Below are 14,090 nucleotides of genomic sequence, written 5' to 3'. Positions count from 1 at the left end.
GGAAGGACGCAGGGCCGAAAGGCCAGGCGACCGGAAGGCGACCCCCATCACCTGATCCGGACCATGCCGGCGAAGGGAACCCGTCTCGTAGGTCCCCGCGTTTTTCAGGGGCGGTCGGAGGGGGCCGCGGTCAGGTCGATCAGACGGCACACCGTCTCGATGTCGATCTTCACCTGGGCGATGGAGGCGCGGCCCGAGAGCCAGGTGATCAGCGCCGAGTGCCAGGTGTGCTCGATGACCCGGACCGCCGAGAGCTGCTCCGGAGTCGGGTTCTCCAACCCCATCGCGTCCAGGATGATCGCCGTCGTCTGCCGCGAGACCTGGTCGACCTCGGGGCTCACACTGCGGTCGGCGAAGGTGAGGGCGCGGACCATCGCGTCGGCCAGATGAGGTTCCCGCTGGAGGGCCCGGAAGGCCCGCATCAGCGTCTCGGCGACCCGCTCGGCCGCCGTCTCGCCCTGCGGGGGCTTCTTCCGCAGCGTGCCGTGCATGTGCTCCAACTGGTCCTGCATGGTGGCGACCAGAAGGTGGATCTTGGAGGGGAAGTAGCGGTACAGGGTGCCGAGCGCCACCTGCGAGGACTCCGCGACCTCGCGCATCTGCACGGCGTCGAAGCCGCCCCGGCTGGCCAGCTGCGCGCTCGCGTGCAGGATGCGGCGGCGGCGGGCCTCCTGTCGCTCCGTGAGGGGAGGGGAGGCGGGGATCGCCGCTCTGGCTTCCACCTTGGCCTGCTTGTTCACCTTGGTGCTCACCTTGGCTTCTGCGGGCATGTGTCCGTCCCGTTCCGTGACCGTCCGTGAGGACGAGTGATCACACAGCATGGCACGGCACCGGCCGTGGCGTGAATCACCTGATCCACTGGTCACAGCGCCCCTACCTGCCGGTAGATTCAGAGCCTCCGAACGATCAAGTCTGGAACTTGTTCTAGATTAGCGTCCCGGCGTAATCTCGCGGGACCGAGCAGGGAGAAGGGGGCCCAGAGTGACCGCTGAGGCCAGGGAGGCCGGGCTCTCGGAGGACCCCGCCGCCGACGGCTTGCGACCGCTCCACATCGCGCTCCTCACCTATAAAGGGAACCCGTTCTGCGGCGGTCAGGGTGTCTACGTCCGGCACCTCTCGCGCGAACTGGCCCGCCTCGGCCACCGGGTCGAGGTCATCGGCGCACAGCCGTATCCCGTGCTCGACGAGGGCGACGGCCGGGTGAGCCTCACCGAGCTGCCCAGCCTCGACCTCTACCGCCAGCCGGATCCTTTCCGCACCCCGAAGCGTGACGAGTACCGCGACTGGATCGACGCGCTCGAGGTCGCGACGATGTGGACCGGCGGCTTCCCCGAACCCCTGACGTTCTCACTGCGCGCCCGCCGCCATCTACGGGCCCGCCGGGGCGAGTTCGACGTCGTGCACGACAACCAGACACTCGGGTACGGGCTGCTCGGCGACGTGGGCGCGCCCCTGGTGACCACCATCCACCACCCCATCACCGTCGACCGGCAGTTGGAGCTGGACGCCGCCGAGGGCCGCAAGCGGCGGCTGTCGGTGCGGCGCTGGTACGCCTTCACACGCATGCAGAAGCGCGTCGCGCGCCGGCTGCCGTCCGTGCTCACGGTCTCCGGCACCTCCCGGCAGGAGATCGTCGACCACCTGGGTGTGCGGCAGGACCGTATCCACGTCGTCCACATCGGCGCCGACACCGACCTGTTCGCACCGGACCCCTCGGTGCCGGTCGTGCCGGGCCGGATCGTGACGACGTCCAGCGCGGACGTCCCGCTGAAGGGCCTGGTCCACCTGGTCGAGGCGCTGGCGAAGGTGCGCACCGAGCAGCCCGGCGCCCACCTCGTGGTCGTCGGCAAGCGGCCCACCGAGGGACCCGTCGCCCAGGCGATGGAACGTTACGGCCTCGACGGCGCCGTCGAGTTCGTCAAGGGCATCTCCGACGCGGAACTCGTCGACCTGGTGCGCTCGGCCGAAGTCGCCTGCGTGCCGTCGCTGTACGAGGGCTTCTCCCTCCCGGCCGCCGAGGCCATGGCGACGGGGACACCGCTGCTGGCCACGACCGGCGGCGCGATCCCCGAGGTCGCCGGGCAGGACGGCGAGACGTGCCTGGCGGTGCCGCCGGGGGACGCGGGGGCGCTGGCCGCCGGGCTGAACCGGCTGCTGGGCGACCCGGAACTGCGCGCACGGCTCGGAGCGGCCGGGCGGGAACGGGTCCTGCGGCACTTCACCTGGGCCAGGGCCGCGGAAGGAACGGTGACCCGGTACCGGGAGGCGATCGACAGGGCCGGGGACCGCTCCGCGCCCCGGGCCTCCGGCCGTTCGGCCCCCTCGACAGGAGCCGAGCCGACACCCCCGGCGGTCACGACAGGTGCTGTCACCGCTGTCCCCACAGATGTAGAAGGCGTCAACTCCGAAAGCAGGGCCACGTGCTGACCGTCGACTTCTCCCGGTTCCCGCTCGCCCCGGGCGACCGCGTCCTGGACCTGGGCTGCGGTGCCGGGCGGCACGCGTTCGAGTGCTACCGGCGCGGCGCACAGGTCGTGGCGCTGGATCAGAACGCCGAGGAGATCCGCGAGGTCGCGAAGTGGTTCGCGGCGATGAAGGAGGCCGGCGAGGCCCCCGAGGGCGCCACCGCCACGGCGATGGAGGGCGACGCCCTCGCGCTGCCCTTCCCCGACGAGTCCTTCGACGTCGTCATCATCTCCGAGGTGATGGAACACATCCCGGACGACAAGGGCGTCCTCGCGGAGATGGTGCGGGTGCTGAAGCCCGGCGGGCGCATCGCCGTCACCGTCCCGCGCTACGGCCCCGAGAAGGTCTGCTGGACCCTGTCCGACGCCTACCACGAGGTCGAGGGCGGCCACATCCGCATCTACAAGGCGGACGAACTGCTCACGAAGATCCGCGAGGCCGGCCTCCAGCCCTACGGCACGCACCACGCCCACGCCCTGCACTCCCCCTACTGGTGGCTGAAGTGCGCGTTCGGCGTGGACAACGACAAGGCCCTGCCGGTGCGGGCGTACCACAAGCTGCTCGTCTGGGACATCATGAAGAAGCCGCTGGCCACCCGGGTCGCCGAACAGGCGCTGAACCCGCTGATCGGCAAGAGCTTCGTGGCCTACGCGACCAAGCCGCACCTGCCGCGCCTGTCCGACAGCCCCTCCGGCACCGGGGCGGACACCAAGTGACGACTCCCCGGACGGAACACCTGGTCCTGCCCGGGGTCCTCACCGCGAGGCAGGCCGCCGCCACCGTCGCCGGCATCCTCGCCGTACAGCGCGAGGACGGCGCGATCCCGTGGTTCCGGGGGCACCACCTCGACCCGTGGGACCACGTCGAGGCCGCGATGGCACTCGACACGGCCGGTGAGCACGAGGCCGCCGAACGGGCCTACCTGTGGCTCGCCCGGCACCAGAACACGGACGGCTCCTGGTACGCCGCGTACGCGGACGGGCAGTTCGACGACGTCACCGACCGGGGCCGGGAGACCAACTTCGTCGCCTACATAGCCGTGGGCGTCTGGCACCACTACCTCTCCACCGGCGACGACACGTTCCTGGAGCGGATGTGGCCGGCCGTCTACGCGGCGGTGGAGTTCGTGCTGCGCCTCCAGCAGCCGGGCGGGCAGATCGGCTGGCGCCGCGACGACGACGGCACCGACACGGCCGACGCCCTGCTGACCGGATCCTCCTCGATCCACCACGCGCTGCGCTGCGCGCTGGCCATCGCCGAGGAGCGTGAAGAGCCCCAGCCCGACTGGGAGTTGGCGGCGGGCGCCCTGCGGCATGCGATACGGCACCATCCGGAGCGGTTCCTCGACAAGAACCGGTACTCGATGGACTGGTACTACCCGGTGCTCGGGGGTGCGCTGACCGGGGCCGAGGCCAAGGCCCGTATCGAGGAGGACTGGGACCGGTTCGTCGTCCCGGGGCTGGGCGTGCGGTGCGTGGTGCCCAATCCGTGGGTGACGGGGGGCGAGTCCGCGGAACTCGCGCTGGCGCTCTGGGCGATGGGGGAGTCCGACCGGGCGTTGGACGTGTTGCAGTCGATCCAGCATCTGCGGGACGAGGACAGCGGGCTGTACTGGACGGGGTATGTCTTCGACGACGACGCCATCTGGCCGCAGGAGCTGACTACGTGGACCGCGGGGTCGTTGTTGCTGGCCGTGGCCGCGTTGGGTGGGCATGAGGCCACGTGCCAGGTGTTCGGCGGGGACTTGCCCGTGGGGTTGGACTCGGACTGTTGCGCCTGAGAGCTCGGGGGGCTCGCCGGGTTCGCGGGTGCGGGTTGTGCGTGGCTTGTCGCGCAGTTCCCCGCGCCCCTGAGGGACGAGCCCCTGAGGGCGTTCTCAGTGGCGGTGGGCCCTGTTGGCGATCGCGTGGCCCACGAACAGGTAGACCACCGCTGCCAGGCCGTAGCCGCAGACCACTCGGGCCCAGGCCTCGTCGAAGGTGAACAGGTCGTGGGACCAGCCCGCGAGCCAGCGGGCCGCGTCGTGGATGAACTGGACGAAGCTGTTCGCCCGGTTCGCGTCCAGCAGGTACATCAGGATCCAGAGACCCAGGATGAGCGCCATGATGTCGGCCACGACCGCGACGATCGTGCCGGCCTGATTCGCACCGTTGCGATATCGAGGGGACATGTTCTCCGGATTGCCCTTGAACTCTGGATGAAACCCGGAGATTCGCTCAGGAGTTCAACTCGGCCAGTACGCGCAGCGTGTGGCGGTCGGTGCTGATCACCAGCAGGTCCGTCACCGGTCCCCGGCGCCACGACTCCAGCCGCTCCGCGATCCGTTCGCGCGGTCCGACCAGGGAGATCTCGTCGGCGAAGGCGTCGGGGACGGCGAGCACGGCCTCCTCCCGGCGGCCGTCGAGGAACAGCCGCTGGATCCGGCGGGCCTCCTCCTCGTAGCCCATGCGCGCCATGAGGTCGGCGTGGAAGTTGCGGGCCGCGTGACCCATGCCGCCGATGTAGAAGCCGAGCATGGCCTTGACGGGCAGCAGGCCCTCGGCGACGTCGTCGCAGACCCGGACCTGGGCCAGCGGCGCGACCAGGAACCCTGCCGGCAGGTCTGCCAGGGCCGGGCCGTACACCTCCGGCCGGGTCGGCGGCCAGTACAGCGGCAGCCAGCCGTCGGCGATCCGGATCGTCTGGGCGACGTTCTTCGGGCCCTCCGCACCGAGCAGGATCGGCAGGTCAGGGCGGAGGGGATGGGTGATCGACCTGAGCGGTCTGCCCAGGCCCGTGGCGCCGGGCCCCTGGTAGGGGTGGGTGTGGAAGCGGCCCGCCGACTCCACCGGCGCCGCACGGCGCAGCACCTGCCGTACGACGTCGACGTATTCGCGGGTGGCGGTGAGGGGGGAGGAGGGGAACGGGCGGCCGTACCAGCCCTCGACCACCTGCGGTCCGGAGAGCCCGAGGCCCAGCATCATGCGCCCGCCGGAGAGGTGGTCCAAGGTCAGGGCGTGCATCGCGGTGGTGGTCGGCGGGCGGGCGGCCATCTGCGCGACCGCCGTGCCCAGCCGGATGCGCGAGGTGTGCGCCGCGATCCAGGCGAGCGGCGTGAACACGTCCGAGCCCCAGGACTCCGCCGTCCAGACGGAGTCGTAGCCCAGCCGCTCGGCCTCCCGCGCGAGCGGCACATGGTCGGGGGAGGGGCCGCGACCCCAGTAGCCGAGTGCCAGACCGAGCCGCATGCCTGCCTCCTGACGGAGCGTCAGCCGACGGGGAGCGACGACTGTACGGCAACGGCCCCCCGCCCGGAAGGGCGAGGGGCCGTGAGGGCCGGGGCGGGCTCAGCCGCGCTGGATGCCCGACGTGTCCTGGAGGACACCGCGGCGGCCGTCCTGCGTCTGGGCGACCAGGGCCGCGCCGCGCTGCTCGACCGCCAGGTACCAGGTGCCCGGGGCGAGTTCGGCGATCGGCGTCGGCGAGCCGTCCTCCGGGAACAGCGGCCGCGGCACCGGCACCGCGAACCAGAACGGCGAGAAGTCCCCGGCCGGCGGCTGCGGCGCCTGGGCCTGCTGCGGCTGGGGCTGACCGCCGTACGGCTGCCCCGGCTGCGGCTGGCCGTAGCCGCCGGGCTGCTGCGCGCCCGGGTAGCCGTAACCACCCTGCGGCTGACCGCCGAAGGGCTGCGGAGTGGCGGGACGGGGGGCCGGGACGAGGGCGCCCTTGAGCGCGGGGACCAGGGGCGTGGCGATGGCGGCGGCGGCCATGAGGAGCGTGGCGACGAGGGCGAGGATCAGGCCGATGCCGGGAGTCGGGGCCCCGTCGCTCGCGTTCGCGCCGATGTTGTCGAAGCCGCCGGGCACGTCGACGATGTTGCCCAGCGCGCTCCACGCGGCGAACACGGTGAAGGCGGCGCCGAACTGGCCGAGCTCGATCCCCGCGATCTTCGGGACCTGCGGCAGACCGTGGGAGACGACGACGAGCGCGGCGCCGATGATCCCCGCCAGCACGACGCTGAACACGACCGGACCGCTTCCCCACAGGCTGGGGAGGTCGACGCTGTCGGGGACATTGTCGAACGAGTACAGGGCGAGGAATGACGCGATGAACAGCAACACCGCTGCTCCGATCACCACGCCGTCGCCTCGAGTGAGGGAGCGGATATTCACTTCAGGTCCTTCGTAGGTCGTCTCATCGTCGGTAGAGGCGTCGCTGTCACCATGTCGCCGTCAGGCCCCTGTGTGAAGCGCGGGGGTGGCCCCTCATCGTAGGGAGACACTATCGCCCGCCCGATCAGGGTGTCCGCCCGGACCAGCCCGGCGAGAGCTACCCGCGCAGGAAACTCACGATTCCCTCAGAGATCCCTTGCGCCGCCTTCTGTCGCCACGCGCCACTGGTGAGCAACGCCGCGTCCTTGCTATCGCGCATGTTCCCGCACTCGATGAACACCTTCGGAACCGTTGACAGATTGAGACCGCCCAGGTCCTTCCGCGTGACGAGGCCGGTGCCGTCGCCGACGTAGTCGGACGGCGCGCTGCCGGTGACTGCGACGAAGCGGCCGGCGACGCGCTCGCCGAGGTCGCGGGAGGGGGCGACGATCGCGCGGGTGTCCGCGGCGCCCGAGTGGACCGGGCCGGGCGTGATGACGTGGAAACCCCGGTTGCCGGCGCCGGCGCCGTCCGCGTGGATCGAGACCACCGCGTCGGCCTTCGCCTCGTTGCCGATCCGGGCCCGCTCGTCCACGCACGGGCCGTACGGCCGGTCGCCGTCCTGGGTCAGCTTCACCGTGGCGCCCTGCTCTTCGAGGAGCGTGCGCATGCGGTGTGCCACGTCCAGCGTGAACTTCGCCTCGGCGTAACCGTCGTTGGTGGACGTGCCGGTGGTGTCGCACTCCTTCCAGTTCGTCCCGATGTCCACCTTGCGGTTGATCTCGGACGTGTGCTGGAAGTTGTCCGGGTTGTGGCCGGGGTCGATGACGACGACCTTCCCCTTGAGCGGGCCGGAGGCGGCGGGTGCGGAGGACGCCGACGCGGAGGACGTGGGGGCGGCGCCCTGCTGTTTGCCGTCGTCGGTGCCGGTGGGCGCGTCGGACTTCGCGGGCGGTGAGGACCGTACGGTCGCCCGGCCCGAGCCGTCGCCGTCCCCCGAGCCGCCCACCGTCTCGAACACCAGCCAGCCGAGCAGCGCCCCCGGCACCAGCGCGGCGAGTGCGACGGTCAGGGGCCCGCGGCGGGAGCGGCGGGGCTGGGGCGGTTCGAAGTCCGGGCCTACGTACGACACGCCTGCCACCCTAGCGGCCGTCCCCGCCGGCGGCGGGCCGAGGACGGCCCGACGGGTGGCGGCTACCCGTCGTTCTCCTCGTTCTCCTCCATCTCCCCTTTCTCCCGGTCCTCCCCGTTCGCCTCGGTCCCCCCGTGCCGTACCGCCTCCCTCACCCGCTCCTCGACGTCCTGGCGCGGGGTGTCCTCCTGCTTCGCGTACGCGGTCAGCGCCGCCTGGACGTCCCGGGCGAGGTCGCGCCAGGCGCGCCAGGCGGTCTCCCACGTGGTGGTCTGCTGGCCGCTCCACTTGGTCTGGGTGGGCGGCCCGTAATCGTCCTGTAGACGCTGCACGCGGGCGTACGCCGCGTCCGCCGCGCGCTGCTTCTCCACGAGCTCTGCGAAGGTGTGTGCCACGCGCCCGGATCTTTGGGCAGCTCCGGCCGCCCACCGACTCGCCACGCCGCCCGTGGGCCGACCGGAGGGCGCGCAGGGGGCGCAGTTCACCCGCCCAGCCGTCAGACCGCCCGGGAGCGGGTCCGGGCTCTCAGATGCCCGGACCCGTGCGGCGCAGCACTCGCAGCGAGTCCGTTGCCGAGACCTCCGTGAAGGCGCCGGAGGCCAGGGCCCTGAGGTAGACGCGGTACGGGGCCTGGCCGGTGAACTCGTCCTGGGGGTCCGGGAAGACGTCGTGGATGAGGAGCAGGCCGCCCTCGGTGACGTGCGGGGCCCAGCCCTCGTAGTCGGCGGTGGCGTGCTCGTCGGTGTGGCCGCCGTCGATGAAGACGAACCCCAGGGGCGTCCGCCAGAACGCGGCGATCTGCGGGGAACGCCCGACCAGCGCCACCACGTGCTCCTCGAGGCCCGCCCTGTGGAGCGTGCGGCGGAACGTGGGCAGTGTGTCCATCACACCGAGCTCGGGGTCGACCGTCTCCGGGTCGTGGTACTCCCAGCCCGGCTGCTGCTCCTCGCTGCCGCGGTGGTGGTCGACGGTGAGCGCGCCGACCCCGGCCTGCCGGGCCGCGTCGGCGAGCAGGATCGTGGACCGGCCGCAGTACGTGCCGACCTCCAGCAGCGGCAGCCCGAGCCGCCCGGCCTCCACGGCCGCCGCGTACAGGGCGAGGCCCTCCTCGACGGGCATGAACCCCTTCGCCGCCTCGAACGCGGCCAGGATCTCGGGTTTCGGGGCCGCGGGCATGGGGTTCCTCTCGGTCGTAGGGCGGTTCGGGCGGTCGTAGGACGGTCCGGTCGGTCGTTAGACGGTCCGGTCGGTCGTAGGACGGTCCGGGCGCCCATCGTGCCGTACCCCCTGCCGGTCGCCGACAGGGGGTACTGGTCAGTAGCGGAGTGGGAGTGGTGGCGTCAGGCGGAGACCGTCTCGCCCGGCAGGGACAGGTCCAGGTCGACCGGGCGCTCGTCGCCCGCGTGGGTCGCGGACGAGGCGAGCGGGCCGTGGCCCGTGGCGCGGGCGGCCAGGACGAACGCGCCGCCGGCCGGGACGGTGAGGGTGTAGTTGCCGTCCTCGCCCGAGAGGGTCGCGCCCGCCTGGCGGCCGTGGCGGTCGATGAGCGTGACCTTGGCGCGGGCGACCGGGCTGCCGTCCGCGGCCAGCACCCGGCCGCGGAAACCGCGCAGCGCCGCCTCGGCGCGCGCCAGATTGGCGTCCTCCTCGCTGCTCGCCCGCAGCTGCGGGGCGCGATTCGGCTTCGGCAGGAACAGGGCCAGCAGCAGACCGATCGCCACCGCCGCGGTCGCGATCAGGAAGGAGACCCGGAAGCCGTGCATGGTCGGGATCGCGACGCCGCCGACATGGTTGGCGGTGTTGGCCAGCACCATGCCGATCACGGCGCTCGACACCGACGTGCCGATGGAGCGCATCAGGGTGTTGAGGCCGTTCGCCGCACCCGTCTCCGAGGCCGGGACCGCACCCACGATCAGCGCGGGCAGCGAGGAGTAGGCGAGGCCGATGCCCGCGCCCAGCAGCACCGAGATGACCAGGCTCTGCCAGGGGGCGCTCATCAGGCCGAGGCCGGCGCCGTAGCCGATCGCGATGATCAGCAGGCCGAGGATGAGGGTGACCTTGGGGCCGTACTTCGCGGAGAGGCGGGCGTAGACGGGCGCGGTGAACATCATCGTCAGGCCGAGCGGCGCGACGAGCAGACCCGCGACGACCATCGACTGGCCGAGGCCGTAGCCGGTGGACTTCGGCAGCTGGAGCAACTGCGGCAGGACCAGGGAGACGACGTAGAAGGAGACGCCGACCATGATCGACGCGAGGTTGGTGAAGAGGACGGCCGGGCGGGCGGTGGTGCGCAGGTCGACCAGCGGGGCCTTGACGCGCAGTTCCAGCACGCCCCACAGGACCAGCACGACCGCGGCGGCGGCGAACAGGCCGAGCGTGGTGCCGGAGGTCCAGCCCCAGTCGCTGCCCTTGGTGATCGGCAGCAGGAAGAGCACGAGGCCCGTGGACAGTCCGAGGGCGCCCGGCAGGTCGAAGGAGCCCTCGGCGCGCATCGGCGACTCGGGCACGACGAGCAGGGTGAGGGCGATGGCGAGGACACCGAGGCCGGCGGCGCCGTAGAACAGGACGTGCCAGTCGGAGTGCTGGGCGACCAGGGCGGCGGCGGGCAGGGCGAGGCCACCGCCCACGCCTATGGAGGAGCTCATCAGGGCCATCGCCGAGCCGAGCCGCTCCCGGGGCAGCATGTCGCGCATCAGGCCGATGCCGAGGGGGATCGCGCCCATCGCGAAGCCCTGGAGCGTACGCCCCACGATCATCGTCAGCAGGTCGCTGGTGAAGGCGCTGACCAGGGCGCCGACGACCATGACCGCCAGGCTGGTGATCAGCATGCGGCGCTTGCCGTAGAGGTCGCCGAGCCGGCCCATGATCGGGGTGGCCACCGCGCCTGAGAGCAGGGTCGAGGTCAGGACCCAGGTGGCGTCGCTGGGGGCGGTGTCCAGCAGCTGCGGCAGATCCTTGATGACCGGGACGAGGAGGGTCTGCATCACCGCGACAACGATGCCCGCGAAGGCGAGTACCGGGACCACGGCTCCGCTCGCCGCTCTGCCGGCGGGACGGTCTGTCGTCGACTGCGTCATTGAGGGAGGCCTCCAGGCCGGTGTTCGGAGTTGCGTCGTTACATGGACCATGAACCTTGTATGTCCAGGCAACTATTCCGTTGCTTCGGCACCCTAACGAAAACTTGACCTTTCCTTGGGATTACGGGAGGCCTAGGGCCTGGGGCGGAGGCCGGTGCCCGGCGAAATCCCGATGCAACGGGCGCAAGGGGGTTGAGAGCATGACAGGCATGCCCGAATCCGCCGACACCGCCGTTGCCCGCACCTCCCTGCTGCCTCCGCGCGGAGCGCCGCCGACGTGGCTCGTCGTGGCCCTCACGTGCGCCGGGCAGTTCCTCGTCGTGCTGGACGTCTCCGTGGTCAACGTGGCGCTGCCGTCGATGCGGACCGGGCTCGGGCTGAGCGAGCAGGGTCTGCAATGGGTGGTGAACGCCTACTCCATCGCCTTCGCCGGGTTCATGCTGCTCGGCGGGCGGGCCGGGGACCTCTACGGCCGCAAGCGGATGTTCCTCGTCGGACTCGGGCTGTTCACCCTGGCCTCGCTGGCCGGAGGGCTGGCGCAGGACGACTGGCAGCTGCTGGTGGCGCGGGCCGTGCAGGGGCTGGGCGCGGCGGTCCTGGCCCCCTCGACGCTGACGATCCTCACCTCCTCGGTGCCGGAGGGGGCGGCGAGGGCCCGGGCCATAGGCACCTGGACGGCGGTCGGTGCCGGTGGCGGCGCGGCGGGCGGTCTGGTCGGCGGGCTGCTGGTGGAAGCGTTGTCGTGGCGATGGGTGCTGCTGATCAACGTGCCCGTCGGCGCGGTGGTGCTGTGCGCGGCCGTCTGGTTCCTCGTCGAGGGCCGGGCCGGTGACGGGCGGCGACTCGACCTGCCCGGCGCCCTGTGCGTCACGGCCGGGCTGGGCACGCTGGCCTACGGCATCTCGCAGACGGAGGCGGCGGGCTGGACGGCACCGGCCACGCTGCTGCCGCTGCTCGCCGGGCTGGCACTGCTCGCCCTGTTCCTCGCCGTCGAGGCCCGCACCGCCCATGCGCTGATGCCGCTCGCACTGCTCCGGCTGCGCTCGGTGTCCTCGGCGAATGTGGCGATGTTCCTGTGCGGTTCCGCGATGTTCTGCATGTGGTTCTTCATGACCCTGTACGCCCAGAACGCCCTCGGCTACACGCCGCTGGAGGCCGGACTCGCCCTGGTCCCGAGCTCCCTCGCCGTCATCCTCGGCTCCAAGCTCGCGCCCCGCCTGATGCGGAAGCTCAGCCCCCGACGTGTGGCGGTGCTGGGGACGCTGGTCGCCCTGGCCGGCTTCGGCTGGCAGTCCACGATGACCCCCGACGGCGCGTACGTCACCGTGATCATGGTCCCCGGCATCCTGATGATGCTCGGCGCGGGTCTGGCGGCGACCCCGCTCGCCGCCCTGGCCATCTCCGGCGCGGCCCCCGGCGAGGCGGGCCTGGTCTCCGGCCTCGTCAACACCTCGCGCACGATGGGCGGTTCACTGGGCCTGGCGGTCCTCTCGACCCTGGCGGCGGCCCGCACGGCGGGCAGCACGACCCCGGCGGCACTGACGGAGGGGTACGCACTGGCGTTCCGGGTCGGGACCGGGGTGCTGGCGGTGGGGGTGCTGCTCATGTGGGCGTGGCTGCCGCGGACGGCACGGGAACGGTAGGGCCGCCGGGGGCTTTTGGCGGTGGGACCGCGTTGTCCGGGTGGGAGCGGGGCTCACAGCCGGCCCTGGCGGCGGGCCTCCCGTAGCGCCTCCTCGGTCACGGGCCCAGGGCAGGGCGGGGTCCCTCTCACGGGCCCAGGGCAGGGCGGGGTCCGTCTCACGGGCCCAGGGCAGGGCGCGGGCCGTCGAGCAGGGAGGTCAGCGTGTCGGTGAACGCCGTCGCCGAATGGTCGGCGTGAGCACGGATGCGCCGGGCCACGGCGTCCGCTCCGCCGTCCTCCACGAGCTCGACGAGCCGGTCGACGCGGCGCTCGTGGCCCTCCCGGCTGTCGGCGAGGGTGGACAGGTAGAAGTCCGTCGCGTCGTAGGCCATGTGGAAGACGTGCTTCTTCACATCGCTCAGCGTCAGGTAGTCGTCGTGGGTCTTGGGGGTCGGCTCGGGCGCGCCGACGCACACCGCCGGGGTGCCGGCGCCCCAGGCGTTGACCGCCAAGTGGTAGGTGTCCGTGATGACCAGCCGGTACCGGGGGAGGACCGCAGGCAGGTCGCCGATGGTGTGGGCACCCGGGCGGGGTGCGATGTGGCCGACCGGGGCCGGGATGTCACGGTCGAACCAGGGCAGCCATTCCAGCGGGGCGCCCAGACGGTCGGAGAGGTCCTGGCAGAAGCCGGGCAGCCACTCGGGGATCGGGGTGCGGGCGCCGAGGAACACGCCGATCGCACCGCCGTCCGGTACCGACCGGGACCAGTCCGTGGTCGGGAGGTGGTCGAGGTCGCCCGGGCGGGACAGCAGCGCCGCGTCCGAACCGAAGTAGTCGGTCGTACGGTCCTCGCGCAGGTGTGCGATCTTCGCCGCCGAGAGCGGGTCCCGCACCCACACGCGGTGACTGCGGCGCACCATGCGGGAGAACAACGGGCCGTAGTCCTTGTCCTCGTAGTCGGACTGCGTGTTGTGCAGGATCGTCCCGCCGTAGCTGAGGGTCCGTGCGAGGAGCTCGTCGGGCTGGTCGGCGAAGAGCAGGGTCCGGTTCAGCAGGCCCCGGGCGGCGTCGCGGTCCTCGGCGAAGCCGAAGTCGAGCAGGCGGTTCGTCGCGTCCTGCTCCAGATAGTGCCGGGTGTGGAGGAAGTCGCCCCAGAAGACGACCGCGTCGTGGTCGCGGACGGTGTCGAGGTGCTCGGCCAGGGGGTGGAAGCGGAACGGGAGGTCGGTGCCGAGCGCGCACTCGCGCAGCGGCACGGTGTCCGGCGTGTGCAGGGTGAACCAGGTGGCGTCGATCCCGGCGTCCATACGCCGCCGCAGGGACTCGAAAGCCAGGTCGACGGTCAGCATGCCGGTGTTGCGGTACCCGATGTTCGGCGCGGTGATGACGGCGACGCGTGCCATGTGTTCCTTTTCCCTAGCCCCTTGCCGACGCCGCCGACGACTGCGACGCGGACCACCGGCCAACGTACACGCGCCCCACCCCGAAAGGGGGCCCGGCCCCTGCCCACCCGGGGTGCCCTGATTGGCATGACGCGTCCGCCCGATCACCTCATCTGACACGGCGTCAGGAGGCTTCACAAGTGCGGTGGCCTGGGCTATACAGAGGGCGCAGGACTGGAACGCGTTCCAGTTCGGTCCCAGACGGCCTCGGTGCGGCCG

At 71.8% G+C, this 14,090-nt stretch carries 13 protein-coding genes; 4 read left to right on the top strand and 9 right to left on the bottom strand.

The window, feature by feature from the left end:
* Positions 1 to 104: 104 nt before the first annotated feature.
* Positions 105 to 770, bottom strand: a complete 666-nt coding sequence (locus ABEA82_RS00975) for a TetR family transcriptional regulator (protein WP_345659387.1) — start codon at positions 768 to 770, stop codon at positions 105 to 107.
* A 211-nt stretch (positions 771 to 981) separates the two neighbouring features.
* On the opposite strand from ABEA82_RS00975, the gene ABEA82_RS00970 reads away from it, so the two are divergent.
* From ABEA82_RS00970 to ABEA82_RS00960, 3 genes are read left to right on the top strand one after another with little or no spacing between them, the layout of a single operon-like run.
* Positions 982 to 2,427, top strand: coding sequence for a glycosyltransferase family 4 protein (locus tag ABEA82_RS00970; protein ID WP_345659386.1), 1,446 nt, complete (start codon positions 982 to 984; stop codon positions 2,425 to 2,427).
* Positions 2,421 to 3,182, top strand: coding sequence for a class I SAM-dependent methyltransferase (locus ABEA82_RS00965; protein ID WP_345659385.1), 762 nt, complete (start codon positions 2,421 to 2,423; stop codon positions 3,180 to 3,182). The genes ABEA82_RS00970 and ABEA82_RS00965 overlap by 7 nt, the downstream gene beginning before the upstream one ends.
* Positions 3,179 to 4,246 carry a prenyltransferase/squalene oxidase repeat-containing protein gene (locus ABEA82_RS00960; RefSeq protein ID WP_345659384.1) on the top strand — a complete coding sequence of 356 codons (1,068 nt, stop codon included), beginning with the start codon at positions 3,179 to 3,181 and terminating at the stop codon, positions 4,244 to 4,246. Before ABEA82_RS00965 ends, ABEA82_RS00960 begins: the two co-directional genes overlap by 4 nt.
* 96 nt (positions 4,247 to 4,342) lie before the next feature.
* Here ABEA82_RS00960 and ABEA82_RS00955 read toward each other — a convergent pair whose 3' ends face one another.
* The 7 genes from ABEA82_RS00955 to ABEA82_RS00925 all read right to left on the bottom strand — a co-directional run bounded on the left by ABEA82_RS00955 (position 4,343) and on the right by ABEA82_RS00925 (position 10,805).
* Positions 4,343 to 4,636, bottom strand: a complete 294-nt coding sequence (locus ABEA82_RS00955; protein WP_193477689.1) for a hypothetical protein — start codon at positions 4,634 to 4,636, stop codon at positions 4,343 to 4,345.
* Between the two features lie 46 nt (positions 4,637 to 4,682).
* Positions 4,683 to 5,693 carry an LLM class F420-dependent oxidoreductase gene (locus tag ABEA82_RS00950; RefSeq protein WP_345659383.1) on the bottom strand — a complete coding sequence of 337 codons (1,011 nt, stop codon included), beginning with the start codon at positions 5,691 to 5,693 and terminating at the stop codon, positions 4,683 to 4,685.
* A 99-nt stretch (positions 5,694 to 5,792) separates the two neighbouring features.
* Complete coding sequence (locus ABEA82_RS00945) at positions 5,793 to 6,617, bottom strand: hypothetical protein (RefSeq protein WP_345659382.1); 825 nt, start codon at positions 6,615 to 6,617, stop codon at positions 5,793 to 5,795.
* 157 nt (positions 6,618 to 6,774) lie between these two features.
* Positions 6,775 to 7,728: an N-acetylmuramoyl-L-alanine amidase gene (locus ABEA82_RS00940; protein WP_345659381.1), complete on the bottom strand. Its 954-nt coding sequence runs from the start codon at positions 7,726 to 7,728 to the stop codon at positions 6,775 to 6,777.
* Positions 7,729 to 7,790: 62 nt separating this feature from the next.
* Positions 7,791 to 8,123, bottom strand: a complete 333-nt coding sequence (locus ABEA82_RS00935; RefSeq protein WP_345659380.1) for a hypothetical protein — start codon at positions 8,121 to 8,123, stop codon at positions 7,791 to 7,793.
* A 130-nt stretch (positions 8,124 to 8,253) separates the two neighbouring features.
* Positions 8,254 to 8,904: a class I SAM-dependent methyltransferase gene (locus tag ABEA82_RS00930; RefSeq protein ID WP_345659379.1), complete on the bottom strand. Its 651-nt coding sequence runs from the start codon at positions 8,902 to 8,904 to the stop codon at positions 8,254 to 8,256.
* A 164-nt stretch (positions 8,905 to 9,068) separates the two neighbouring features.
* Complete coding sequence (locus ABEA82_RS00925; RefSeq protein ID WP_345659378.1) at positions 9,069 to 10,805, bottom strand: MFS transporter; 1,737 nt, start codon at positions 10,803 to 10,805, stop codon at positions 9,069 to 9,071.
* A 200-nt stretch (positions 10,806 to 11,005) separates the two neighbouring features.
* On the opposite strand from ABEA82_RS00925, the gene ABEA82_RS00920 reads away from it, so the two are divergent.
* On the top strand, positions 11,006 to 12,448 hold the full coding sequence (locus ABEA82_RS00920; RefSeq protein ID WP_345659377.1) for an MFS transporter: 1,443 nt from the start codon (positions 11,006 to 11,008) through the stop codon (positions 12,446 to 12,448).
* Between the two features lie 157 nt (positions 12,449 to 12,605).
* Here ABEA82_RS00920 and ABEA82_RS00915 read toward each other — a convergent pair whose 3' ends face one another.
* The gene (locus ABEA82_RS00915) at positions 12,606 to 13,832 is read right to left on the bottom strand and encodes a hypothetical protein (protein ID WP_345659376.1); all 1,227 of its coding nucleotides are present in this window, start codon (positions 13,830 to 13,832) and stop codon (positions 12,606 to 12,608) included.
* Positions 13,833 to 14,090 lie beyond the last annotated feature (258 nt).

It is taken from the genome of Streptomyces venetus, from assembly GCF_039540295.1.
Taxonomy (GTDB): Bacteria; Actinomycetota; Actinomycetes; order Streptomycetales; family Streptomycetaceae; genus Streptomyces; species Streptomyces venetus.
The sequence above is the reverse complement of the archived record's forward strand: the minus strand, read 5'-3'. Positions and strand labels throughout refer to the sequence as shown.

Bases quoted from the DNA above. Each gene is read 5' to 3' on its own strand.
- ABEA82_RS00975 (WP_345659387.1), bottom strand. From the start codon at position 770: ATGCCCGCAGAAGCCAAGGTGAGCACCAAGGTGAACAAGCAGGCCAAG.
- ABEA82_RS00955 (WP_193477689.1), bottom strand. From the start codon at position 4,636: ATGTCCCCTCGATATCGCAACGGTGCGAATCAGGCCGGCACGATCGTC.
- ABEA82_RS00950 (WP_345659383.1), bottom strand. From the start codon at position 5,693: ATGCGGCTCGGTCTGGCACTCGGCTACTGGGGTCGCGGCCCCTCCCCC.
- ABEA82_RS00930 (WP_345659379.1), bottom strand. From the start codon at position 8,904: ATGCCCGCGGCCCCGAAACCCGAGATCCTGGCCGCGTTCGAGGCGGCG.
- ABEA82_RS00925 (WP_345659378.1), bottom strand. From the start codon at position 10,805: ATGACGCAGTCGACGACAGACCGTCCCGCCGGCAGAGCGGCGAGCGGA.
- ABEA82_RS00920 (WP_345659377.1), top strand. From the start codon at position 11,006: ATGACAGGCATGCCCGAATCCGCCGACACCGCCGTTGCCCGCACCTCC.
- ABEA82_RS00915 (WP_345659376.1), bottom strand. From the start codon at position 13,832: ATGGCACGCGTCGCCGTCATCACCGCGCCGAACATCGGGTACCGCAAC.